24 protein-coding genes and 2 CRISPR repeat arrays are annotated in these 22,929 nt (G+C 70.5%); of the genes, 8 read left to right on the top strand and 16 right to left on the bottom strand.

Annotation, left to right across the window (positions count from 1 at the left end; translation table 11 throughout):
- Positions 1-5 precede the first annotated feature (5 nt).
- The 8 genes from lpdA to VP06_RS13945 all read right to left on the bottom strand — a co-directional run bounded on the left by lpdA (position 6) and on the right by VP06_RS13945 (position 7,057).
- Entirely contained in the window at positions 6-1,445 is a 1,440-nt protein-coding gene (gene lpdA, locus VP06_RS13975; protein ID WP_048464386.1) for a dihydrolipoyl dehydrogenase, read from the bottom strand.
- Between the two features lie 32 nt (positions 1,446-1,477).
- Positions 1,478-2,968 carry a pyruvate dehydrogenase complex dihydrolipoamide acetyltransferase gene (locus VP06_RS13970; protein WP_048464385.1) on the bottom strand — a complete coding sequence of 497 codons (1,491 nt, stop codon included), beginning with the start codon at positions 2,966-2,968 and terminating at the stop codon, positions 1,478-1,480.
- Positions 2,969-2,972: 4 nt separating this feature from the next.
- Positions 2,973-3,581 carry a Uma2 family endonuclease gene (locus tag VP06_RS13965; RefSeq protein ID WP_048464384.1) on the bottom strand — a complete coding sequence of 203 codons (609 nt, stop codon included), beginning with the start codon at positions 3,579-3,581 and terminating at the stop codon, positions 2,973-2,975.
- An 8-nt stretch (positions 3,582-3,589) separates the two neighbouring features.
- Positions 3,590-3,874 carry a DUF5076 domain-containing protein gene (locus VP06_RS13960; RefSeq protein WP_048464383.1) on the bottom strand — a complete coding sequence of 95 codons (285 nt, stop codon included), beginning with the start codon at positions 3,872-3,874 and terminating at the stop codon, positions 3,590-3,592.
- Between the two features lie 5 nt (positions 3,875-3,879).
- Positions 3,880-5,331 (bottom strand): pyruvate dehydrogenase complex E1 component subunit beta, encoded by a 1,452-nt coding sequence (locus tag VP06_RS13955; protein ID WP_048464382.1) that lies wholly within the window; start codon positions 5,329-5,331, stop codon positions 3,880-3,882.
- A complete protein-coding gene (locus VP06_RS34950; RefSeq protein ID WP_082167382.1) occupies positions 5,331-5,573 on the bottom strand; it encodes a hypothetical protein in 243 nt (80 codons plus the stop codon). The genes VP06_RS13955 and VP06_RS34950 overlap by 1 nt, the downstream gene beginning before the upstream one ends.
- Before the next feature lie 11 nt (positions 5,574-5,584).
- The gene (gene pdhA, locus VP06_RS13950; protein ID WP_048464381.1) at positions 5,585-6,628 is read right to left on the bottom strand and encodes a pyruvate dehydrogenase (acetyl-transferring) E1 component subunit alpha; all 1,044 of its coding nucleotides are present in this window, start codon (positions 6,626-6,628) and stop codon (positions 5,585-5,587) included.
- 117 nt (positions 6,629-6,745) lie between these two features.
- Entirely contained in the window at positions 6,746-7,057 is a 312-nt protein-coding gene (locus VP06_RS13945; RefSeq protein WP_048464380.1) for an FtsB family cell division protein, read from the bottom strand.
- A 114-nt stretch (positions 7,058-7,171) separates the two neighbouring features.
- Between VP06_RS13945 and VP06_RS38740 the strand changes: the two genes are divergently transcribed.
- Together VP06_RS38740 and VP06_RS13935 are read left to right on the top strand one after the other, a co-directional pair.
- Complete coding sequence (locus VP06_RS38740; RefSeq protein WP_342586820.1) at positions 7,172-7,348, top strand: hypothetical protein; 177 nt, start codon at positions 7,172-7,174, stop codon at positions 7,346-7,348.
- A 130-nt stretch (positions 7,349-7,478) separates the two neighbouring features.
- On the top strand, positions 7,479-7,790 hold the full coding sequence (locus VP06_RS13935) for an addiction module antidote protein (RefSeq protein WP_048464379.1): 312 nt from the start codon (positions 7,479-7,481) through the stop codon (positions 7,788-7,790).
- A 23-nt stretch (positions 7,791-7,813) separates the two neighbouring features.
- On the opposite strand, the gene VP06_RS13930 is transcribed toward VP06_RS13935, so the two are convergent.
- A complete protein-coding gene (locus VP06_RS13930; RefSeq protein ID WP_245291173.1) occupies positions 7,814-8,677 on the bottom strand; it encodes a helix-turn-helix transcriptional regulator in 864 nt (287 codons plus the stop codon).
- A gap of 188 nt (positions 8,678-8,865) precedes the next feature.
- On the opposite strand from VP06_RS13930, the gene VP06_RS13925 reads away from it, so the two are divergent.
- The gene (locus VP06_RS13925; protein ID WP_063928387.1) at positions 8,866-9,783 is read left to right on the top strand and encodes a DMT family transporter; all 918 of its coding nucleotides are present in this window, start codon (positions 8,866-8,868) and stop codon (positions 9,781-9,783) included.
- Between the two features lie 50 nt (positions 9,784-9,833).
- Here the strand turns inward: VP06_RS13925 and eno are convergent, their stop codons facing one another.
- On the bottom strand, positions 9,834-11,114 hold the full coding sequence (gene eno, locus VP06_RS13920; protein WP_048464377.1) for a phosphopyruvate hydratase: 1,281 nt from the start codon (positions 11,112-11,114) through the stop codon (positions 9,834-9,836).
- 229 nt (positions 11,115-11,343) lie between these two features.
- Here eno and queF point away from each other — a divergent pair, with 229 nt between their 5' ends.
- Complete coding sequence (gene queF / locus VP06_RS13915) at positions 11,344-11,808, top strand: preQ(1) synthase (RefSeq protein ID WP_048464427.1); 465 nt, start codon at positions 11,344-11,346, stop codon at positions 11,806-11,808.
- A 243-nt stretch (positions 11,809-12,051) separates the two neighbouring features.
- On the opposite strand, the gene VP06_RS13910 is transcribed toward queF, so the two are convergent.
- The 3 genes from VP06_RS13910 to kdsA form a co-directional block, all read right to left on the bottom strand.
- Positions 12,052-12,372 carry a hypothetical protein gene (locus tag VP06_RS13910; protein WP_048464376.1) on the bottom strand — a complete coding sequence of 107 codons (321 nt, stop codon included), beginning with the start codon at positions 12,370-12,372 and terminating at the stop codon, positions 12,052-12,054.
- Positions 12,373-12,575: 203 nt separating this feature from the next.
- Positions 12,576-13,763 carry an MFS transporter gene (locus VP06_RS13905; RefSeq protein ID WP_048464375.1) on the bottom strand — a complete coding sequence of 396 codons (1,188 nt, stop codon included), beginning with the start codon at positions 13,761-13,763 and terminating at the stop codon, positions 12,576-12,578.
- 13 nt (positions 13,764-13,776) lie between these two features.
- A complete protein-coding gene (gene kdsA / locus VP06_RS13900) occupies positions 13,777-14,646 on the bottom strand; it encodes a 3-deoxy-8-phosphooctulonate synthase (RefSeq protein ID WP_048464374.1) in 870 nt (289 codons plus the stop codon).
- Between the two features lie 133 nt (positions 14,647-14,779).
- Positions 14,780-15,174: direct repeats of the CRISPR family, unit length 29 nt; unit sequence CGGTTCATCCCCGCGCATGCGGGGAACAC.
- A gap of 91 nt (positions 15,175-15,265) precedes the next feature.
- Positions 15,266-15,661: a CRISPR direct-repeat array (repeat unit 29 nt; unit sequence CGGTTCATCCCCGCGCATGCGGGGAACAC).
- A gap of 273 nt (positions 15,662-15,934) precedes the next feature.
- Here kdsA and VP06_RS13895 point away from each other — a divergent pair.
- Positions 15,935-16,384, top strand: a complete 450-nt coding sequence (locus tag VP06_RS13895) for a DMT family transporter (RefSeq protein ID WP_048464373.1) — start codon at positions 15,935-15,937, stop codon at positions 16,382-16,384.
- A 16-nt stretch (positions 16,385-16,400) separates the two neighbouring features.
- On the opposite strand, the gene VP06_RS13890 is transcribed toward VP06_RS13895, so the two are convergent.
- Complete coding sequence (locus VP06_RS13890; RefSeq protein ID WP_048464372.1) at positions 16,401-16,607, bottom strand: hypothetical protein; 207 nt, start codon at positions 16,605-16,607, stop codon at positions 16,401-16,403.
- Between the two features lie 404 nt (positions 16,608-17,011).
- Between VP06_RS13890 and VP06_RS13885 the strand changes: the two genes are divergently transcribed.
- Positions 17,012-18,562, top strand: a complete 1,551-nt coding sequence (locus VP06_RS13885) for an ATPase domain-containing protein (protein ID WP_048464371.1) — start codon at positions 17,012-17,014, stop codon at positions 18,560-18,562.
- Positions 18,549-19,589, top strand: coding sequence for a sensor histidine kinase (locus tag VP06_RS13880; RefSeq protein ID WP_048464370.1), 1,041 nt, complete (start codon positions 18,549-18,551; stop codon positions 19,587-19,589). Before VP06_RS13885 ends, VP06_RS13880 begins: the two co-directional genes overlap by 14 nt.
- 178 nt (positions 19,590-19,767) lie before the next feature.
- On the opposite strand, the gene VP06_RS13875 is transcribed toward VP06_RS13880, so the two are convergent.
- On the bottom strand, positions 19,768-20,454 hold the full coding sequence (locus VP06_RS13875; RefSeq protein ID WP_245291172.1) for an HAD hydrolase-like protein: 687 nt from the start codon (positions 20,452-20,454) through the stop codon (positions 19,768-19,770).
- Positions 20,445-21,347 (bottom strand): hypothetical protein, encoded by a 903-nt coding sequence (locus tag VP06_RS13870; RefSeq protein WP_048464369.1) that lies wholly within the window; start codon positions 21,345-21,347, stop codon positions 20,445-20,447. Before VP06_RS13870 ends, VP06_RS13875 begins: the two co-directional genes overlap by 10 nt.
- A 223-nt stretch (positions 21,348-21,570) precedes the next feature.
- On the opposite strand from VP06_RS13870, the gene VP06_RS13865 reads away from it, so the two are divergent.
- Positions 21,571-22,320, top strand: a complete 750-nt coding sequence (locus VP06_RS13865) for an NAD-dependent deacylase (protein ID WP_048464368.1) — start codon at positions 21,571-21,573, stop codon at positions 22,318-22,320.
- Positions 22,321-22,929: the final 609 nt, after the last annotated feature.

Below are 22,929 nucleotides of genomic sequence, written 5' to 3'. Positions count from 1 at the left end.
CCCGATCAGGTGTGGATCACCCGCCCGTAGGCGTCGAGCACGCTCTCATGCATCATCTCGCTGAGGGTCGGGTGCGGGAAGACCGTGTGCATCAGCTCTTCCTCGGTGGTCTCGAGGGTCATCGCCACGACGTAGCCCTGGATCAGCTCGGTCACCTCGGCCCCGACCATGTGGGCGCCGAGGAGCTGGCCGGTCTTGCGGTCGAAGATCGTCTTCACCAAGCCGTCGGGCTCGCCCAGCGCGATCGCCTTGCCGTTGCCCGCGAAGGGGAAGCGGCCGACCCGCACGTCGAAACCCTGCGCCTTGGCCTTGGCCTCGGTGAGGCCGACCGAGGCGACTTGCGGCTGGCAATAGGTGCAGCCCGGGATCTTGCCCTTGTCCATCGGGTGGGTGTGCAGGCCCTTGATGGTCTCGACGCAGAGCACCCCCTCGTGCTCGGCCTTGTGGGCCAGCATCGGCGGGCCGGCGACGTCGCCGATGGCGTAGATCCCCGGCACGCTGGTGCGCCCGAGCCCGTCGGTGGCGACGATGCCGCGCTCGATCGTGACGCCGAGTTTTTCCAGGCCGAGAGTCTCGATGTTGCCGACGACGCCGACCGCCGAGATCAGGATCTCGGCCGTGATCTCCTGCGTCTTGCCGCCCTCGGTCTCGACCGTGGCGGTGATCGCATCTGCGCCCTTCTCGACCTTGGCCACCTTGGCGCCGGTGAGGATCTTGATGCCCTGCTTCTCGAAGCGCTTGCGGGCATGGGCGGCGATCTCGTGGTCCTCCACCGGCAGGATCTGCGGCAGCACTTCCACCACCGTCACCTCGGCGCCCATGGTGCGGTAGAACGAGGCGAACTCGATGCCGATCGCGCCCGAGCCCATCACCAGCAGGCTCTTGGGCATCGTCTGCGGGACCATGGCCTCGTAATAGGTCCAGATCTGCTTTTTATCCGGCTCGATGCCCGGAATTGCCCGCGGGCGGGCGCCGGTCGCCACGATGATGTGCTTGGCGCCATAGGTGCCCGCGGCCTTGGCGCCCTTCGGCGCTTCGGCGCGCGTGGTCTCCCGCACCACCACCCGGCCGGCCTCGTTGCCTTTCGGCGCCGCCTCGATCGCGGCCTCGCCCCAGATCACGTCGACCTTGTTCTTCTTCAACAGCATGCCGACGCCGCCGTTGAGCCGGCCCGAGACGCCGCGCGAGCGCTTGACGATGGCCGAGACGTCGAACCCGACATTCTCCGCCGTCAGGCCGTAATCCTTGGCGTGCTGCATGTAATGGTAGATCTCGGCCGAGCGCAGCAGCGCCTTGGTGGGGATGCAGCCCCAGTTGAGGCAGATGCCGCCCAAGTGCTCGCGGTCCACCACCGCCGTCTTGAAGCCGAGCTGGGCGGCCCGGATCGCCGCCACGTAGCCGCCGGGACCGGCGCCGATGATGAGGATGTCGTAGGTGTCGGACATTCAGGTCTCCGGGGAGGGCGGGGCGACGGGGCTCAAACCAGCATGCCCATCGGGCTCTCGATCAACCCCTTGAACGCCGCGAGCAATTCGGCGCCGAGCGCCCCGTCGACCACCCGGTGGTCGCAGGAGAGGGTGACGGTCATCGCCTGGACCACCGCGGGGGCGCCGTTCTTCGCCACCACCCGGGCCTCCCCGGCGCCGACCGCCAGGATGGTGCCGTGGGGCGGGTTGATGACCGCGCCGAACGACTTGATGCCGAACATGCCGAGATTCGACACCGCGGTGGTGCCGCCCTGGTACTCGTCCGGCTTGAGCTTCTTGGTGCGGGCGCGGGCCGCGAGGTCCTTCATCTCGGCCGAGATCGTCGAGAGAGTCTTCTGCTCGGCCTTGCGGATCACCGGGGTGAACAGCCCGCCGTCGATCGCCACCGCGACGCCGACATCGGAGTGGCGGAACCGTAGGATCCGGTCCTCGGCCCAGACGGCATTCGCCGCCGGCACCCGCTGGAGCGCCAGCGCCAGCGCCTTGATGACGAAGTCGTTGACCGAGAGCTTGAAGGCCGGCTTGCCGTCCTTGTCCTTCGCCGCCCCCGCATTGACCTGCTCGCGCAAGCTCAAGAGCGCGTCCAGCTCGACGTCGAGGGAGAGGTAGAAATGCGGGACGGTCTGCTTCGACTCGACCAGGCGCTTGGCGATGGTCTTGCGCATGCCGTCGAGGGGCACTTCCTCGAAGGAGCCGGGCTCGAACATCCCCATCACCTGCTTGGCGGTGAGGCCGGAGGGCGGGGCGGCAGCGGGCTTCGGGGCTGGCGCCGGGTCGGGCTTCGCGGCGGGGACGGCCGCTTCCTTTGCGGCAGCTTCCTTGGCGGCGGCTTGCGGTACGGGCTTGGCCGTCCCGCCGTCGAGGGCGGCGCGCACGTCGCGCTCGATGATCCGTCCGTGCGGGCCCGAGCCCTGGACCGCCGCGAGGTCGAGGCCCTCCTGCTTGGCGATGCGGCGGGCGAGCGGCGAGGCGAACAGGCGCCCTCCCGATGTCGGCGGGGCGGCGCCGTTCGCCTTGCCGGCTGCCGGTCGCGCGCCCTCCGGCGCCGTGTCGACCCGCTCGTAGGACATCGTCCCGCCGCCGGGCGTCTCGTTGCCGGCGGGAGCCTGGGGCTTTCCTGGCTCGGTCCTGCCGGCATCGGTCTTGGTGGCATCGGTCTTGGCGGCTTCCGCCTTTGCGGGCGCCTCTGCCGCCTTCCCCTGCCCGTTGCCGCCGGCCTGCACGCTGCCCACGTCCTCGCCCTCCTCGGCGATGAGAGCGATCAGGTCGTTGACCGGCACGTCGGCGGTGCCCTCCGGCACCACGATCTTGGCGAGCACGCCCTCGTCGACCGCCTCGACCTCCATGGTCGCCTTGTCGGTCTCGATCTCGGCGAGAACGTCGCCCGACTTGACGGTGTCGCCCTCCTTCTTGAGCCACTTGGCGAGGTTGCCCTTCTCCATGGTCGGCGAGAGGGCGGGCATCAGGACGTTGATCGGCATGGATTCAGGTCTCGGCGGGAGGAGGGGCGGCCGGATCGTCAGGAGGCGAAGCCTCAATCGGGAAGAGGTCGTCGAGCGGGAACGGGGCGGCCTCGAAGGGCGGCAGAACCACTTCGCCGCCGCGCTCCACGGTGCCGAGGAGCAGCCAGCGGTCGCCCACGAGCGCGAAGCCTTCGAGCACGCCATTGGCGGGATCGAGCAGCCAGAGGTGACCGACGGCAAACTCGGCATAGATCCGCCGCTTCGGCCCGCGGTCGAGCCGTGTGGTGGACGGGGACAGGATCTCGCAGACCCAGTCGGGCGACGTTTCGACGAAGGCGGTCTTCGGGATGACCGGAAGGCGTTCGAGGCGCCAGCCGGCGAGGTCGGGCACGACCACGTGCGGCCCAAGGTGAAGCTCGGGCTCGATCATGAAGATCCAGCCGCCCGGGCCGCCGCGCCCGCGGGAGAAAGGACGATCCAGTTCACCCGACAGCCGCGCCGACGCGATGCTGTGCAGCGGCCGCGGCCGCGGATGCGTCTCCAGCACCCCGTCGACGATCTCGGCCACGAGGGGGTCCGGCACCGCCTCGAGATCGGCGTAGGTGGCCCAGCGCGGCGCGGCCCCGGCCATGAGGCGCCTCAGTTGAGGCTTTCGGGATCGAGGCTCTCGGCCTCCATCCCGGCGCGGATGCGGGCGAACGCCTCTTCCTCGGACATCCCGGTCTCGCGGGCATAGACCCGCGCCGCCTGACGGGCGAGGTCGACCAGCAGCCGGCCCCAGGTGGCCGGGTCCTCGAAGGAGCGGCGCAACGCAAAGCTCACCGCGCCGTCGACCACGGCAGCGCGCAGGACCTCGATGCCGCCCTGCTCCCGGGCGTCGGGCGGAACGTCGAGGGCCTCGAAGCGGGGCGCGTCGTCGGTCATGGGGCTCACCGGTAGCAGACGGCCTTGGCCGCCGCGATCACCTCGGCGACGTTCGGCAGGGCGAGCTTCTCGAGGTTCGCCGCGTAGGGCATCGGCACGTCCTTGCCGGTGATGCGCAGGACCGGGGCGTCGAGATAGTCGAAGGCATCGACCATCAGGCGGGCGGCGATCTCGGCGCCGATTCCGGATTGCGGAAACCCCTCCTCGACGGTGACGCAGCGGCCGGTCTTCTTCACCGAGGCGACCACGGTCTCCGAATCCATCGGCCGGATGGTGCGCAGGTCGATCACCTCGGCCTCGATCCCGGCCTCGGCCAGTTCGTGGGCGGCCTTGAGGGCGTAGGTCATGCCGATGCCGAACGTGACGATCGTCACGTCCTTGCCCGCGCGATGGACCTTGGCCTTGCCGATCGGCACCGTGAAGTCGTCGAGCTTCGGCACCGGGAAGGACTGGCCGTACAGGATCTCGTTCTCGAGGAAGACCACCGGGTTCGGGTCGCGGATCGCACTCTTCAGAAGGCCCTTCGCGTCGGAGGCGGTGTAGGGCATCACGACCTTCAGGCCCGGCACGTTGGAGTACCAGGCGGCGTAGTCGTGGCTGTGCTGGGCGCCGACCCGGGCCGCCGCGCCGTTGGGGCCGCGGAACACGATCGGGCAGCCGAGCTGGCCGCCGGACATGTAGAGGGTCTTGGCCGCCGAGTTGATGATCTGGTCGATCGCCTGCATGGCGAAGTTGAAGGTCATGAACTCGACGATCGGCCGCAGGCCCGTGAACGCCGCGCCGACGCCGACGCCGGCGAATCCATGCTCGGTGATCGGCGTGTCGACGACGCGCTTGGGCCCGAATTCCTGCAACAGCCCCTGCGTGATCTTGTAGGCGCCCTGGTACTCGGCGACCTCCTCGCCCATCACGAACACGGTGTCGTCGCGGCGCATCTCCTCGGCCATCGCGTCGCGCAGGGCCTCGCGGACGGTCTGGGTCACCATCTCGGTGCCCTCGGGGATCTCCGCCATCGCCCGATCGTCGCTGCGGTTGGTGATCACCGCAGGCGAGGCGGGTGTCTCGACCGGCGTGTCGGCTTCAGTCTTGGCGTCAGGGGCGGGGCGCTCGGCCTGGCCCTCGGCGTGCATGTCGGGGGCAGGGGCCGTCTGGCCCTCCTGTTTATCCTTGCCGTTCGCCTTCGAACCGCCCGCCTGGACGCCCTTCGGATCCTCGCCCTCCTCGGCGAGCACGGCGATCGGGGTGTTGACCGCGACGTTGTCGGTGCCGTCGGCGACCAGGATCTTGGCGAGCACGCCCTCGTCGACCGCCTCGACCTCCATGGTCGCCTTGTCGGTCTCGATCTCGGCCAGGATGTCGCCGGCCTTGACCGGGTCACCCTCCTTCTTGAGCCACTTCGCGAGCTTGCCCTGCTCCATCGTCGGCGAGAGGGCGGGCATCAGAATGTCGGTCGCCATTATTTCACCAGCTGCCAAACGTTGCGCCCATTCTCGCGAGCGTATGCGAGCTGCCCGGCGTTGCGCAGCTTTTGTGCCGTCCAACGCATCTCATATTGCCATGTGTAAAATAGATCACCTGCCGCTTTTAGATCAGCCTCATGGTTGATCCAAATATGCCTGGCGATCTCGACGATAGTCGCCCTGCCACCATTGTCGCGCACAGCGCGCAGAACGGCCTCGCTCAACTTCTGGCGGTCCATGTCGCCGACCTTCAGAGCAGGATGTCGGTCCAAAGCTCGGACGGATCCGGCTCGGGATCATTGGTGGCGAACTCCGCCGACTCGTTCACGATCTCCCGCACCTTGGCGTCGACCGCCTTGATCTCGTCCTCCGGCACCGTGTGGGCCCCGAGCAGGCGCTTGCGGACCTGCTCGATCGGGTCGGATTCCTCGCGCATGCGGGCGACCTCGTCCTTGGTCCGGTACTTGGCCGGATCGGACATCGAGTGGCCGCGGTAGCGGTAGGTCTGCATCTCGAGGATGTAGGGCCCTTCCCCGTCGCGGGCATGCGCGATGGCCCGCGTCGCCGCCTCGCGCACGGCGCGCACGTCCATGCCGTCGACCTGCTCGCCCGGGATGCCGAAGGAGACGCCGCGCTTCGAGAAGTCGGTCTGGGCCGAGGCCCGCGAGACCGAGGTGCCCATGGCGTAGCGGTTGTTCTCGATCACATAGACCACGGGCAGCTTCCACAGCTGCGCCATGTTGAAGCTCTCGTAGACCTGGCCCTGGTTGGCCGCGCCGTCGCCCATGTAGGTCAGGCTGACCGCGCCATCGCCGCGATACTTGTTGGCGAAGCCGATTCCGGTGCCGAGAGAGACCTGGGCACCGACGATGCCGTGGCCGCCATAAAAATTCTTTTCGCGGGAGAACATGTGCATCGAGCCGCCCTTGCCGCGGGAATAGCCCCCCCGGCGGCCGGTCAGCTCGGCCATCACGCCCTTCGGGTCCATGCCGCAGGCCAGCATATGGCCGTGGTCGCGGTAGCCGGTGATGACCTGGTCGCCGTCCTTCGAGGCCATCTGGACCCCGATCACCACGGCCTCCTGGCCGATATAGAGGTGGCAGAAGCCGCCGATCAGGCCCATGCCGTAGAGCTGGCCGGCCTTCTCCTCGAAGCGGCGGATCAGCAGCATCTCGCGATAGGCGTGCAGGTCCTCGTCACGGCTGAAGGCCGGAACGTTCGAGGCCGTGTGCGGCGGGGCCGCCTTCTCGCGGGTCTCGTCGCTCCCGCGGCGCGCCTCTTTCGCGGCTTCCATCGGCACCCTCCCGGCTGCTACCCTTATGGGAGCGTTTCTAGGGCAGGTGGCCGCGCAAATCGAGCGGTTCGGGACGGAAAGCCGCTCCCCGGAGTGGTCTCTCCGCAGCCTTCCGCCTCACGGGGTGATGATGACGACGTCGTTGGGATGGACGCGGCCGAGCACCACCCGGGCCCGCTCCTCCAGGAGGTCGCGGTCGATCTGGTCGCTGCGCAGGAGCGCCACGCGCCGTTCCCACTCGGCCCGATCGGCCTTGGTGGCATCGAGCTCCTGCTGGAGGTTGTAGGCCTGGATCTTCAGGGCCCGCTTGGCTTCGAGGCCGCGGCTTCCGCTCTCGGCCTCGTGCAGGAAGTAGCCGACCACGAGGATCGACACGGCGTAGAGGCCGAGCGGCAACAGGACGGCACGGGCGCGACGACGGACTACCATGCGGGCGAGGATGGGGTGGGAGGGTTAAGGAAGGCGTAAAGCGCGACCGACGACCGGCCCTCGACATGAAGCGTGGAGCCTGACGAAACTGTATCCTGTCGGATACGATACCGCGTGGTCGAGATCCGCCGAACCGCCACATGCGCTGCCTGGATCGACGGCCTGCATGATCGGCGGGCGGCGGTGCGGATCGAGGCACGAATCAACCGGATGCGCCTGGGCAATCCGGGAGATGTGAAGCTCGCAAGCGAAAGCGTCTCGGACATGAGGATCGACGACGGCCCGGGATAGCGGGTCTACTTCGTCCAGCGCGGGACGACCTTGGTTATCCTGTTCTGCGGCCGGAACAAGAGCAGCCAGGAACGAGACATCAGGACCGCCAAGCCCGGACCGCCAAGCCCGGACCGCAAGTCCCTCGCGAATGAGGTGTGATGATGCCGCTGGAGATTTTCTGCACGACACGGCGGAGCATTTGAGAACCGACGAGGACATCGCGCTGGACATCGAGGCCGTTCTTGAGGACGGCGACCCCGCGCTGATCCGCGACGCGATCGGGATCGTCGCCCCCACCCGTGGGATGAGCCAGATCGCCCGCGAGGCGGGCCTGAGCCGCGAGAGCCTCTACAAGGCACTCTCGCAGACCGGCAATCCGGGCTTCGAGACGGTGCGGGCGGTGTTGCAGGCGCTGGGCCTGCCGCTCAGCGTGACGCGGGCCGACAAGCCGGCGGCGTGACGCGAGACATCACCCGCGGAGCCTCACGCAGCCCCCCGCCACGCCGCCGGCGTGAGGCCGGTCGCCTGGGCGAAGCGGCGGGTGAAGTGGCTCTGCGAGGCGAAGCCGCAGGTCAGCGCGATCTCGGCGAGGCTCGTCCGCCCTTCCGCCAGCAGCGCCTTGGCCCGCGCGATCCGCCGCTCGGTCACGTAGCGGTGTGGCGGCACGCCGAAGCTCGCCTTGAACATCTTGGCGAAGTGGAAGGTGCTCAGGCCCGCCTCGTCGGCCAGGACCTCAAGGCTCAGGGCTTCGGCGAGGCGCGCCTCGATCAGATCCGCGATGCGGCGCCGGATGGCGGGCGCGAGGCCGCCCGTCACCGCCCGCGCGCCGCGGCCGGCATGGCGCCGCAGCAGGGCGTGGAGCAGCAGGTGGCAGGCGCTCCCGAGCGCCATCCGGTCGGCACCCGCCGCCCAGTCGAGGGGCAGGACGGCGCCGCGCATCAGCATCGCGGTGGCGGGATCCTCGGCAAAAGTCAGCTCGCGTAAGGAGATCGCGCGGGGATCGACGTCGAGGGCGCTCACCGCCTGGTAGGCCAGCGTCTCGGGCGCGACGTAGAGGTGGAGCATCCGTAAGGGACCGCCGATCAGCCACCGGCTCTCGTGGCCGGCGGGCAGCAGGCAGAGCTTGTCCGGCCCGCCGCCCGATACCGCGCCGTCCTCTCGCACCACGCCCTCGCCGCCTTCGAGATAGAGGCTCAAAGTGTGATGGTCCGGCCGGTCGTAGCGGGCGCGGTTGTCGCGGTTCCGCCACTCGGCCAGCGACAGCCCGCGCCCGATCTCGACGTTGCGCAGGAGCGCCGCGCCGGTGCGGGAGAGGGCGTCGTGGACGTCGGGATTCGGCTCGGTCACGGTGTGGGCCAGAAGGTCGTCGCCGTGAGACCGTAGGGGGTGCCCGGGATGTCCGGCAACCGGGTCCGCAGCCGTGAGGGTGCTGAAAACCCCAAGAATCGGCAACGCCACCGCCGGAACCGGGAAGCCCGCGGGCGCCGGCCCGGCCTATGCCGGTGGCTCACAAGCCCACCGGAAACCGACACGCCGTGACCGCCTTCCTCTATGCCTTGACCGTGCTCATCTGGGGCACGACCTGGATCGCCATCAAGCACCAGCTCGGTGCGATCGCCTTCGAGGCGTCGATCGCCTATCGCTTCGCGCTGGCCGGCGCGGTGCTGTTCTGTGCGCTGGCCCTCAGCGGGCGGATCAAGACCATTCCGTGGCGGCACCAGCCCTTCGTGCTGTTGCAGGCTGTGTGCCTGTTCTCGTGCAACTTCGCCTGCTTCTACCTCGCCACGCGCTCGGTCCCGAGCGGGATCGTCTCGGTGGTCTTTTCCGCCGCCACCGTGTTCAACGTCGCCAACGCCTATTTCTTCCACCGCCGCCGCCCGGCGCCGCGGGTGCTCGCCGGGGCGGTGATCGGGCTTCTCGGCATCGCCTGCCTGTTCCGGGACACGCTCATCGGCACCGCCCTCGACCGGGACACCGCGATCGGTCTCGGCCTCGCGCTTCTCGGCACCTGGTTCTTCTCGGCCGGCAATCTCGTCTCGGCCCGCAACCAGCGCCATGGGCTGCCGGTCGCCACGGTGAACGCCTACGGGATGCTGTACGGCGCCGCCCTGGTGGCGACGGTCGCGGCCCTGCGCGGCGTGCCGTTCGGCTTCGATCCGTCGCCGGCCTATGTCGGGGCGCTCCTCTACCTCGCGATTCCCGGCTCGGTGATCGGCTTCACCGCCTACCTGACGGTGGTGCACCGGATCGGCCCCGAGAAGGCCGCCTACATGACCGTGCTGTTTCCGGTCGTGGCGCTCACGATCTCGGTCTTCGCGGAAGGCTACCGGGTGACGCCGCTCGCCGCTCTCGGCTTCGCCCTGGTGCTGGCCGGCAACGTCGTGGTGTTCGCGCCATTACGGACTCTGCGCGCCCACCGAAAAGGCCGCCCGGAGGCGGCCTGCAAGGCATGATGTTTTTAAAGGCGGGGAGGGGCGTCCGATGCCCCTCCACCCCACGAGGTTCAGCCGACCTTCAGCGCGCCACGGCCGAGGTAGCGGGCCTGTGAGCCCAGGCCCTCCTCGATGCGGATGAGCTGGTTGTACTTGGCCAGTCTGTCCGAGCGGGCGAGCGAGCCGGTCTTGATCTGCCCGCAATTGGTCGCGACGGCGAGGTCGGCGATAGTCGCGTCCTCGGTCTCGCCCGAGCGGTGCGACATCACGGCGGTGTAGCCGGCGCGGTGCGCCATGTCGACGGCGGCCAGGGTCTCGGTGAGCGAGCCGATCTGGTTGACCTTCACCAGGATCGAGTTCGCCGTGCCCTTGGCGATGCCCTCCGACAGGCGCGTGACGTTGGTCACGAACAGGTCGTCGCCGACGAGCTGGCAGCGATTGCCGACCTTGTCGGTCAGCGCCTTCCAGCCGGCCCAGTCATCCTCGGACATGCCGTCCTCGATCGACAGGATCGGGTAGGCGTCGACCAGCTTGGCGAGGTAGGTCGCCTGGGCCTCGGGGTCGCGGGTCTGGCCCTCGCCCTCGTAGACGTAAGCGCCGTTCTTGAAGAACTCGGTGGCGGCGCAGTCGAGCGCCAGCACGATGTCGCGGCCGGGCTGGAAGCCGGCGGCGCGGATCGAGTCCATCACGAAGTCGAGGGCCGCCTCGGCCGAGGGCAAGTTCGGGGCGAAGCCACCCTCGTCGCCCACGTTGGTGTTGTGGCCGGCCTTCTTCAGGGCGCCCTTGAGGGTGTGGAACACCTCGGCGCCCCAGCGCACCGCCTCGGCGAGCGAGTCGGCGCCCACCGGCATGATCATGAATTCCTGGAAGTCGATCGGGTTGTCGGCATGCGCCCCGCCGTTGATGATGTTCATCATCGGCACCGGCAGGATCCGCGCCTGGGTGCCGCCGACATAGCGGTAGAGCGGCAGGCCGGACGCCTCGGCGGCGGCCTTGGCGACGGCGAGCGAAACACCCAGGATCGCGTTGGCGCCGAGACGGGCCTTGTTCGGCGTGCCGTCCAGCTCGATCATCGCCTCGTCGATGGCGGCCTGCTCCTCGGCATCCATGCCGCCGATGGCGTCCAGGATCTCGCCGTTGACCGCCTCGACGGCCTTCAGCACGCCCTTGCCGCCGTAGCGGGACTTGTCGCCGTCGCGCAGCTCCACCGCCTCGTGGGCGCCGGTCGAGGCGCCGGAGGGCACCGCGGCGCGGCCGAAGGAGCCGTCCTCGAGGAGAACATCGACCTCGACGGTGGGGTTGCCCCGGCTGTCGAGGATCTGGCGGGCGGCGATGTTGGTGATCGCAGTCATTGAGAGGATCTCTCGGGCAGGCTTCGAGCGTTCGCGCGGCTTATCGGCCAAGATGCCGCCTGCGGCAAGCCGCCCATCGGTGGTGAAGGCGGCAGGCTGCCCAGAGGGGAAGCAATCGGGGATGCAGGCACGCGGGTCGGCGCTTGCCGGCCCGGGTCGATCCGCCGGCGGGCGGGCGGTTTCGCGCGGGCCCGCGCGGGTCTATAGGACGGCCATGACCCAGTACACGATGACCCAAGACCTGTCGCACCACGCTCGCCAGCTCGGGCAGCTCAGCGCCCAGCCGCGCTCGCCCGACGAGGCCCAGCTCGACCGCGTGCCGAACCCGCACCCGGATACCGATTACTGCGCCCGCTTCACCGCGCCGGAATTCACCTCGCTCTGCCCGGTGACCGGACAGCCCGACTTCGCCATCCTGGTGATCGACTACGTGCCGGACCAGTGGCTGGTCGAGTCGAAGTCGCTGAAGCTCTACCTGCACAGCTTTCGCGATCACGGCGCCTTCCACGAGGATTGCACCGTCGGCATCGGCCGCCGGCTGACCGCGCTGCTGGAGCCGCGATATCTCCGCATCGGCGGCTACTGGTATCCGCGCGGCGGCATCCCGATCGACGTGTTCTGGCAGACCGGCACCCCGCCCGCCTCGGTCTGGCTGCCCGATCAGGGCGTGCCGCCGTATCGCGCGCGCGGCTGATCTTTCACCAGCGGTCGAAAGAAACCGACCTTTGGTTCCGTTCGCGAAGTTTCGCCAAGCCCAAAATCCCGGACATCTGGGCTTGACGTCGAAAATTCGAGATGGGTTGACGGCCCCGTCGATCCCGGACCTGCCCGAGATCGAATCGATGCGTCAGCATCCTGGGCGGTTGATCTTAAAGACAAGAAGAGCGGCCGGGTCGCCCCGGCCGCTCCTCACGAACCACTCGCGGTTCGGGCGTCCTCAGTAGCCGTAGCCATAGGCCGGGGCCGGAGCGCCATAATAGCCATAGCCGTTGCGGCGGGCCGCATCGGCCGCCGCCGCCGCGCCGATCGCCCCCACGGCGGCACCCGCGATGCCGAGGCCGACCGCGGCGCCCGGCGAGATGCCGCGGCGGCGACCGCCATAGGCATAAGGACGACCAGCATAGCCGCGGCCATAGCCGTGGTGATGGTGGCCGTAGCCATGGCCGCGCCACCCTTGAGCCTGCGCCGGGGAGGGCGCGACGGTGGACATCGCGCCGAGGGCGACGGCGAGCGCCGGGATGATCGCCAGCTTGCGCATCGTTGATCTCCTGCTTTCGTTCAAACCATGTGACCCGGGTAACCAGCTCGGCGGGTCAGAGTTCCCGCAATCGTGCCCCCGGGACAGCCGGCCCTGCATGCGCCGGATCATCGACCCGGCCGCCGCGCCGGCCCGGCGTGACTGAGGCTGATCCTCGCACCGGCTTCCTGAATTCCGGCTGAACTTGTCGCCGAATCCGATCGTCAGCCCGCGCGGGCCAGGCGCCGGGCGGTGGCGAGCCCAAGGACCAGGATCGCGGCGGCGCAGAGCGCCAGAGCCGGCAGCTGGCCGAGGGCTTCGAGGCCGAGCCCCATCACGGCGACGCCGAGGGCCTGGCCACAGAAGAACGAGAAGGCGTGCAGCGCCACCGCCGAGGCCCGGGCCTCCGGCGCGACCTCGGTCACCTGCACCTGGAAGGTGTTGTGCAGCATGTAGAAGCCGAGGCCGAGGGCCACGAGCGCCGCCGCATCGGCCTGCCAGGAGCCGGCGAGGCCGACGACCAGCAGCGCTCCGGCCGAGACCGCGCCGCCCGCCATCAGCATCCGGGTCTGGCCGAGGAAACGCAGCAGCAGCCCGACGGTCAGCGAATAGGCGAGCCCCCCGGCGGCGAAGCCCGCCAGCACCAGCCCGGCCTCCTTCGGGCCGCCCTCGCCGCGCGCCTCGATCAGGTGGGCGAGGTGCGGGAAGATGCCGAACACCGCGATCGCCTCGACGAAGACGGCGGAAAACAGCACCCGGGCGCGGGGGGTGCGCAGGATGGCGCGGTAGCGGGTGAGGGCGGGCGCGAGGGCGAAGCGCCCGCCGGGCGCACGCAGGCGCCGGGCGAAGCCGAGGGCGACGCCGCAGAGGCCCGAAGCCCCGACCCCGGCGGCGAGACCGAACACCCCGCGCCAGCCGATCGCGCCCTCGATCAGCCCGGCGAGGGTGGAGCCGGAGAGCTGGCCGAGGATCACCGCGACGAGGAAGCGGCCGATCGCCACCTGGCGCTGCGCGATCGGGATGCGATCGCCCATCATGGCGAGGGACAGCGGGATCACCCCGCCGGCCGCCGCCCCGGCGAGCATGCGCAGGCCGAACAGGGTGCCGATGTCGTCGGCGACGATGCAGGCGCCCAGCGCCAGGGTCAGCACGACTAGGCAGGCCACCACCACCCGCTCCTTGCCGAGCGCATCGCCCACCGGCCCGAGCACCGGCTGGATCAGCGCATAGGGCAGGGCGAAGGCGGTGGAGAGGAGCGCCACGGTGGCGGGCGGGCTCGCAAGATCGCGGGCGAGCACGCCGACGAGCGGCTCCACCACCCGTCCGGCGAAGGTGCTGGCGAAGCCCCCGGCGGCCAGGACCGCGATCAGGCGCGAGGGCGACTCGGCCCGAGGCGTTTCCACGGCCTGCATCGCCGCCGCCCGGTCAGCCGCCGGCCCCGTCCGATCCCCGTGCTTTCGCGAGCCGGTCGAAGGCTTGAAGCTCGGCCAGCAGCGCCGGCATCCGGCGCAATGGCACCATGTTGGGGCCGTCGGAGGGCGCCCGGTCGGGATCGGGATGGGTCTCGATGAACACGCCCGCGACCCCCACCGCCACCGCGGCCCGGGCCAGAACCGGCACGAATTCGCGCTGGCCGCCGGAGGTGGCGCCCTGGCCGCCGGGCTGCTGCACCGAGTGGGTGGCGTCGAACACCACCGGCAGGCCGCCGCTCACCTGCGCCATGATCGGCAGGGCGCGCATGTCCGACACCAGGGTGTTGTAGCCGAAGGAGGCGCCGCGCTCGGTCAGCAGCACGTTGGGATTGCCGGCCCCGGTGATCTTGGCCGCGACATGAGCCATGTCCCAGGGGGCGAGGAACTGCCCCTTCTTGACGTTGACCACCCGGCCGGTGGCGGCCGCCGCCAGCAGCAGGTCGGTCTGCCGGCACAGGAAGGCCGGAATCTGGAGAACGTCCACCGCCTCCGCCGCGGCGGCGCAGTGGCCGGCCTCGTGCACGTCGGTGACGACCGGCAGCCCCAGGGTCTCGCGGATCTCGGCGAAGATCGGCAGCGCCTGGGCAAGGCCGATTCCCCGGCTCGACCCGGCCGAGGTGCGGTTGGCCTTGTCGAACGAGGACTTGAAGACGAGGCCGATGCCGAGAGATGCCGTCATCTCCTTCAGGGCGCCCGCAACCTCGAGCGCATGGCTCCGGCCCTCCAGGGCGCAAGGCCCGGCGATCAGGCTCAGCGGCAGGTGGTTGCCGAACCGGACAGAGCCGGCGGCGACGGTGACGGGTGAGGAGGATTCGGTCGGCATGGTGGGGGAGGCGTAGCGGGTTTCGGCGGGCGCGGGAAGGTGGTGGCGTGGCATGAAGGCTCTGCTTCACCCCGGCGGGCCCAGGGAACAGGCCTCGATCGCGTCGATGCGGCAGATAACGCTCGGGTCCTCCGCGTGCATCCGCGTGCATGCGGGGAACACGCCTTTGAGGGCGGACGACATCGCCTTGATGGCGGTTCATCCCCGCGTATGCGGGGAACACGCCGATCCGGAGTTGAACGCGGCGGATGGCGGCGGTTCATCCCCGCGTATGCGGGGAACACTACAAGGGCATCGGGATCGAGTCGAACGTCGACGGTTCATCCCCGCGTATGCGGGGAACACAAGTCCGGCAAGTTCGTCGATCGCTCCGGCAGCGGTTCATCCCCGCGTATGCGGGGAACACTGGGTGTGTCGGACGCGCGGGCCGCCCGACGACGGTTCATCCCCGCGCATGCGGGGAACACTTCTCGATCGCCCGGTACTCGGGCAGGAGATCCGGTTCATCCCCGCGCATGCGGGGAACACAGAGTCCACGTCCACCTTGATCTTCGTGCCGGCGGTTCATCCCCGCCATGCGGGGAACACCAATACACACCCTCATTGATCTCTGGCGCGTGCGGTTCATCCCCGCGCATGCGGGGAACACCTCCCTCGTCGTCGGGGAGGGCGCCGAGATCGCGGTTCATCCCCGCGCATGCGGGGAACACTGCTGGTAGTCCTTCTCGCCCTCGTCGGCGAACGGTTCATCCCCGCGCATGCGGGGAACACGCCACAGCCCTCGGCGATGATGGCGCGGGCGGCGGTTCATCCCCGCGCATGCGGGGAACACAGCGCAGCAGACTCCTCTAGATCCTGGATAAGCGGTTCATCCCCGCGCATGCGGGGAACACGCCAGGAGGCGCTCAACCTCTCGAAGAAGATCCGGTTCATCCCCGCGCATGCGGGGAACACTGCGCTCAGTAGGCGGCAGCCACGGAAACTCGCGGTTCATCCCCGCGCATGCGGGGAACACCCTTCCGAGAAGCCTTTGATCAGGCTTGCATTTTACGATGTCGAAGAGCGCACCGACGATCACGGTCCGTTCCCGGCCGGGCGCGGGGCCTGCCGGAATCGGTCCGCCACAGACGTAGCGGGTTTCCAAGTCCCCGGAAAGCGGTCCCAGCCGAGGACCGTCCCATGTCCGACTTTTGACAATCAACCCTCATGGACGATGATCGGGGCCCGACAGGAGCCGCGCCATGCCATCCGATCCCGCCCCCTCGTCCCATCCAGCCGGAGCCGCCCGATGACCGGCGCGACGCTCCTCTGCCTCGTCGCCGGGGCGGCCCTGGTGGTGCAGAACGCACTGATGGGGGCGATGGTGGCGCGGGGGACCGGGCTGACCGGGGCGCTGGTCTTCAACTCGCTGGTCGGGCTGTCGCTGCTTGGCCTCGTCGAGGTCTGGCGCAACGGCGCGGCCTTCCCGCTGCGCCTGGCGGAGCGGGCGGAGCCCTGGTTCCTGCTGCCGGGACTGCTCGGCACGCTGGTCGTGGCGGCAAGCCTCTATGGCTACCGGCAGCAGGGCGCGACCGTCACGGTCGCACTGGTGGTGGCGGGCCAGCTGGCGGCGGGGATCGCCGGCGACGCGATGGGGCTCACCGGCCGCAAGGGCGGCCTCGGCCTGGAGACCTGGATCGGGGCCGCGCTCTTGCTCGCCGGCGCGGTCCTGATCCTGCGGGGGCGGGGGGCGGCCTGACGCGACGCCCCCGGGTTCAGCCCCTTCCGCCCCGCGGCGCCTCGGCGGAAACGGCCGAGAGGAGGCCGTCCGGTGCCGCGCCGGGGCCGAACAGGTGGGAGGCCACGTGGAGGCCGATGGCGGGTCCGAAGACCAGGGCCAGCATCAGAAGAAGCACGATCACGACGCTGCGGTCGTGGGTGGCGGCGGCGCCGGAACGGGCGCCCGTCGTCATCAGGGTCATGGCTCACCTCGTTCGACCGGCCGCATCGGGCCGGTCGCGGGCGAGCCCGATCAGCGATCAGGCGCGGGTCACGCGAGGCGGCACCGAGGCGGCGCGGTCCGTCGACTACTGTCGCTGGGCATGGGGGATGAAGGATTCCGATGATGCCGCGCACGGCCGAGTCCTCGGCCGCGCACGGACCCGTCTCACATGCGCGTGAAGCCACGCCCCGTCAAGAGCCGGCACGGGCTTTTTCCCCGGTGTGGGCGCCCGGCGACGCCCGGCCCGGCGCGCCTCCTGCGGACAGACACACCGCGGGTGTATGACCCTTTGTTCTCGCCGCATTTCTTTGCCACAAGCCGGAGGCCCGCGCCGGGCGCCGCGAGCCGGCGGCCGCCGATCTCAGACAAGCCTGCCAGCCCTCCATGCCCGATTCCGTGCTTTTCCCGTCCGACGACGCAGCCCCGGTCCCGACCGGCGTGCCGGGCCTCGATGCCATCCTGGAAGGAGGCTTCGCGGCCAACCGCGCCCATCTGGTCGAGGGACGGCCGGGCTCGGGCAAGACCACCCTGGCGCTGCAATTCCTCCGCGACGGGGCGCGGCTCGGCGAGCGCTGCCTCTACATCACCCTGTCGGAGAGCCGGCGCGAGCTCGCCTCCGTGGCCTCCCGCCACGGCTGGTCGCTGGCGGGCATCGAGATCTTCGAGCTGGTGCCGCCGGAACTCAGCCTCGATCCGCGCCAGCAGCAGAGCCTGGTCCATTCCTCCGACCTCGAACTCGGCGAGACCGTGCGGCTCGCCATCGCGGAGATCGACCGGGTCAAGCCGCAGCGGGTGGTGTTCGACAGCCTGTCGGAGATCCGCCTGCTGTCGCAAGGCTCCCTGCGCTACCGCCGCCAGGTGCTGGCGCTCCGCAGCTACCTGCTGATCCACGACACCACCGCGCTCCTCCTCGACGACCTCACCGCCGAGCAGGACGACCTCAATCTGCACAGCCTCTGCCACGCGGTGATCCAGCTCGAGCAGCTCGCCCCCCTGTATGGCGGCGAGCGCCGGCGCCTGCGGGTGATCAAGATGCGCGGCACGCATTTCCGCGGCGGCTACCACGATTTTGTCATCCGCCGCGGCGGCCTCGTGGTGTTCCCGCGGCTGATCGCAGCCGAGCATCACCACCCCTACGCCATCGACCGCCTCGGCAGCGGCAATCCGGGCCTCGACGCCCTCCTCGGCGGCGGGCTCGACCGGGGCACCAGCACGATGCTGCTCGGCCCCTCGGGGGTCGGCAAGTCCTCGACCGCGCTCGCCTACGTGACGGCGGCCCTGGCGCGCGGCGAGAGCGGGCTGATCCTGAGCTTCGACGAGCCGACCGGGATCCTGATGCGCCGGGCCGCCGGCCTCGGCATGGACATCGCCGAGGCGGTGGCGGAGGGGCGCCTGCGGGTCGAGCAGATCGATCCGGCGGAGGTCTCGCCGGGCGAGCTCGTCGCGATGGTGCGCGACGCCGTCGAGCAGGCGGGCGTGCGCGTGGTGCTGATCGATTCGCTCACCGGCTACCAGAACGCGATGCCGGGCGAGCAATACCTGCTGTTGCAGATGCACGAAATTCTGACCTACCTGAACCAGCAGGGCGTCACGACGCTGCTCGTGCTCGCCCAGCACGGCCTCGTCGGGCAGATGTCCACGACGGTCGATCTCACCTACCTTAGCGACACCGTGGTCCTGTTCCGGTTCTTCGAGGCGGACGGGTACTTGCGCCGCGCGGTGTCGGTGGTCAAGAAGAGGGTGGGGCCGCACGAGGACACCATCCGGGAACTTCGGATCGACGGCGAGGGTTTGCGTGTGGGCGAGCCGCTGACCGGCTTCCGGGGCGTCCTGACCGGCGTGCCGAGCTACCACGGCGCGCTTGGCCGCCTCCTGGCCGAGGGTGAGACTGCCGAGCGCGATCGGCCGGACCGGGACAAGCATGAAAGAGAGTGATCCCCCGGTCCTGATCCTGGCCCCCGCCGGGCGCGACGCCGCGGTGGCTTCCAGCATCCTGGAGGAGGCGGGCCTGCGGACGGAGATCTGCGCCGACCTGCCGGGCCTCGTCGCCCGCCTGGACGAAGGCAGCTGCGCGGTCCTCACCGAGGAGGCCCTGCGCGCCTCGGACCGGCACGGGCTCGCCGCCTATCTGGCCGGGCAGGAGCCGTGGTCGGACTATCCCTTCGTGCTGCTCACCCTGCGGGGCACCCCGCCGGAGGCGCGGCTGACGGAGTCCCTCGGCAACGTCACCCTGCTCGAGCGGCCGTTCCACCCCGCCACCCTGGTCACCGCGGCGCGCTTTGCCGTGCGGGCGCGGCGGCGCCAGCGCGAGGCGGCAGCCTTCCTGCACGAGCGCCAGCAGACCGCCGAGCGCCAGGCCCTGCTGATCCGCGAGCTGCATCACCGGGTGAAGAACACGCTCGCCACCGTGCAGGCGCTGCTCGGCGCCTCGGCGCGCGGCGCCACCAGCGTCGACGAGTTCTACCAGGGTTTCTCGGCCCGGGTGATCTCGCTCGCCAAGACCCACAACCTCCTGACGGAGGATTACTGGCAGATGGCCTCGCTCCAGGAGATGCTGGAGAACGAGCTCGGGCCCTACAACGACGAATCCGGCCGGCGCATCACCCTCACGGGGCCGCATGTCGAGCTGACCGCCGACCTCGCCGTGCCGACCGGCATGGCGATCCACGAATTGACCACCAACGCCGCCAAGCACGGCGCCCTGTCGCTGCCCGAGGGGCGCATCACCGTGGCCTGGGCCGTCGACCAGGGCGAGACCGGCCGCCGCCTGCGCCTCGACTGGACCGAGCGCGGCGGCCCGCGCACCGCGGAGCCGACCCGCAAGGGCTTCGGCTCGACCCTGCTGCAACGGGTGCTCACCATGCAGTGCGGCGCCGACATCCGCTTCGACTTCAAGCCGACCGGCCTGCATTTCCGCATGGAAGCGCCGCTGGTCGAGCACCGGACGGTGCCGCACTACTGAAGGCGTCAGACCAACGGTGGTTGGAAACGACCTTTGGTGCCGCTCGCGAATTGTCGCCAGGCCCACAATCCCGGACATCTGGGCTTGGCATCGACACTTGCAGATGGAGTCAACGGCCGCGTCGATCTCGGGCCTGCCCGAGATCGACTCGATGCGTCAGCATCTTCGGCCGTTGGTCTCACGCCGCACCGGGCAGGAGCACCGCCGCCACCGCCTCCGGCGTGGGGAACAGGTGGGCAGGCCCCGCGGCGGCGAGCGCCTCCGCCCGGGTATAGCCCCAGGTCACCGCCCCGAAGGCGAGGCCGGCCCGCGCTGCCGCGTCGTGGTCGCGCAGCTCGTCGCCGAGGCACAGCACCTGAGCGCGAGGGACGCCGCTCGCCCGCACCACCGCCCGGAACCGCCGCGCCTTGCCGGAGACGGCCGCGCCGCAGGCATAAAGCTCGATCAGGCCGGCACTCTCCGGCCCGAGCACCCGGCGCACCACGTCCTCGCGGTTCGAGCTGACGAGCGCCAGGCGAAGGCCGCCGGTCCGCAGCCGGGCGAGCAACATGGGGATCCCCGGAAAAAGCGCGAGGTCCGCCGCATCGCGGGCCGCAAGGCCACGCATGTGGCGGGCGATCAGCGGCAGCTTCCAGCCCGGCACCTCCAGGTGCCGCAACACCGCCCGCGCCTCCAGGGCCCGCAGGGTCTCGACCTCCTGCGCGGCCGGGCGGCGGAAGCCGTACCGGTCGGCCACGCCGGGCAGCACCCGGGCGAACCACGGGAAGGTATCGGCAAGGGTGCCGTCGAAATCGAGGATGACCAGCCGGTACGGCGGACCGTTCCGGTCCGCGACGGGCCGGCCGGCCCGGTCCGCTACCAGCACACGCGGGGGAGCCGGCGCTTCCAGCGCTGGCCGATGCGCAGATCCTCGTCGCCGGTGCGGCGCTTCACGCGGGGGCGGATCTCGCCGGCCTCCTGCGCCGGCGGCCCGGCGTCGGACCTGGCTCCAACCTCGGACTTGGACTTGGACTCGGACACGGAATTGGTCTTGGACACGGACTTGGGCAGCTCGATCCTGTCCTGGCGCTGGGCGGAGGCCGGCACGGTGATCGGCGACGGCGTCTGGATCGGAGCCTCGTCGGGCCAGTCCTCGGGCCACACGAAGGCGGGGCGCGGCCCGGCAGCGCGGCGGGGCGGGGTCGGCTCGGTGGCGCGGTAGCGGCGGACCCGGGGCAGCTTGGGTTCGGGCTCGGGCGCGATCTCCGGCTCGGGCTCCGGCTCCGGCGGGGCGATCAGGCTCGGAAGGACGCGCTTGGCGGGAGCCGGCGGCGCCGGGGTCTTGCCAGCGAACTCTTTGGCAGAGGACTCCTTCACGCCAGGATCCTTCACGCCAGGATCCTTGGCCGCGAGGGCCTTGTCGGCCTGTGTCTCGGTGGGTGCCTTGCCGACGGGCGCTTTGCTGAAGATCGGCGGATCCGGCGGGTCGAAGCGGCCGGACTGGGTGGCGGCGGCGGCTTCCTCGAAGAGGCCGGTCCCGGCCCACAGGCTACGGCCGGGGGAAGAGGGCCGGTTCTCGGGCTCGCTCGGAGCGGGGGCCCCCGCCGGGGCTTTCGGGGCGCCTGGCGTCTTGAAGAGTCCCGCGGCCTCGGGCGACAAGCCTGCCGACGGCTTGCTGGCGGGGCGCTCGCTCTGGGGCCGTTCGCCGTCGGGCAGGGGGGAGGTGCGGCTGCGCTTGATCTCGACCGTGAATGACGGTCTCGCGCGGTGGCGCGTCATTGAATGTCCTGAAGCGATCTGTTCGGAATCAGTCGCCCGCGGCCATGCGCGCGGGCACGATCCTCACTTAGGATGGGTGACAGGAATTGTCCATGCCAAGAATTGATAAAGTCTCAACGGAGGTCTCAGCCACGGCACCGCGATGGTCTCGCGCCGGCATTGTTCTGCCGGATGCGAAGTTCGACACAATCGTGACCCCGTCGTGGCTCGAACCGCACCCCGGATGGGAGGACCGCCCGTGAGCCCCGGCCTCCGCGACGTCTTCGTGCTCACCGGGGCCGGGATCTCGGCCGAGAGCGGGCTCGGCACCTTCCGGGACCCGGACGGGCTGTGGCGGCGGTTCGACCCGATGCGGCTCGCCACGCCCGAGGCTTTCGCAGACGCGCCGGAGGAGGTCCACGCCTTCTACAACCTGCGCCGGCAGGGGGCGCGGGCGGCCGCGCCCAACGCCGCCCATGCGGCGCTCGTGCGTCTGGAAGCGGGTCTCGCCGCCCGCGGCGGCCGGCTCTTCCTCTGCACCCAGAACGTCGACGACCTGCACGAGCGCGCCGGCGCGACGGCGGTCGTCCACATGCACGGCGAGCTGATGCGGGCCCGCTGCATCGCCTGCGGCCAGGGCCTCCCCTGGGCCGAGGACCTCTCCGTCGAGACCGCCTGCCCGGCCTGCGGGCAGCGGGGCGGGATGCGCCCGGACGTGGTCTGGTTCGGCGAGATGCCGCTCCACCTCGAGGCCATCGCGCAGGCCCTCGACACCTCGGACCTGTTCGTCGCCATCGGCACGTCCGGGGCGGTCTACCCGGCGGCGGGCTTCGTGGCCCGGGCGCGGGCGGCCGGGATCCCGACCCACGAGATCAACCTCGCCCCCTCCGACACGGCCGGCCTGTTCGCCCAGGCCACCTACGGCCCGGCCACGCAGGCGGTGCCGGACTTCGTGGACGGCCTCCTGCAGACGATCGGCGGACCGCCCTCCTGAGCGCGGCCTCCGGTCCGGCCGTCAAACAGGGCGCGCATGCAGGACGCCACGCGAAGGGACCCTCTGCCACGCGGCATGGGAGGGCCGCCAGTCGTCCGTCCCGACGGAGGAGGTGGTGCGCCGGGTCGAACCGTGCGCCACCGTCGCAATCATCGTGCGGTGCGTCTCAAACCGCACCGGCTCCCGCGCGGGCGGCCGCAGGCCCCTTTCGGCCCGGCCGGTGTCGTCCTCATCACGCCGCAGTGAAACCGACGCCCGACCGCACCGGCCCCGACGACGATGGACCGCGCGGTCCGGCCGGCTGCCGCGCGAGGACCAGAGGATGTCCCGGATCGCCCAGGCGCCGTTCCTGTCGCTGGCCGGCCCCGGCGCGGCGCGGACGGCGACCGAGCCCTCGGCAGCCGCCGCCGGCCGATCTCGGCGAGACCCTGCCTGCGGACGGCGTCACCGCCCCTCGCGTCCCGCGCGGCGGCATCGGCGCTCAGGGCGCATAGGCGCTGGCGGCTTTCGGCAGGGGCACGGGCAGCACCGTGCGGGCGGAGAGCGGCCTCAGGTTCGGGCGCAGCCATGGCCCCTCGATGGCGAAGCTCCCGCCCGCACGGTGCTGCC

Origin of the sequence: Methylobacterium aquaticum (assembly GCF_001043915.1) — a bacterium.
Taxonomy (GTDB): Bacteria; Pseudomonadota; Alphaproteobacteria; order Rhizobiales; family Beijerinckiaceae; genus Methylobacterium; species Methylobacterium aquaticum.
Note: the sequence above shows the minus strand (reverse complement) of the source record. Positions and strands in the feature narration are given on the sequence as shown.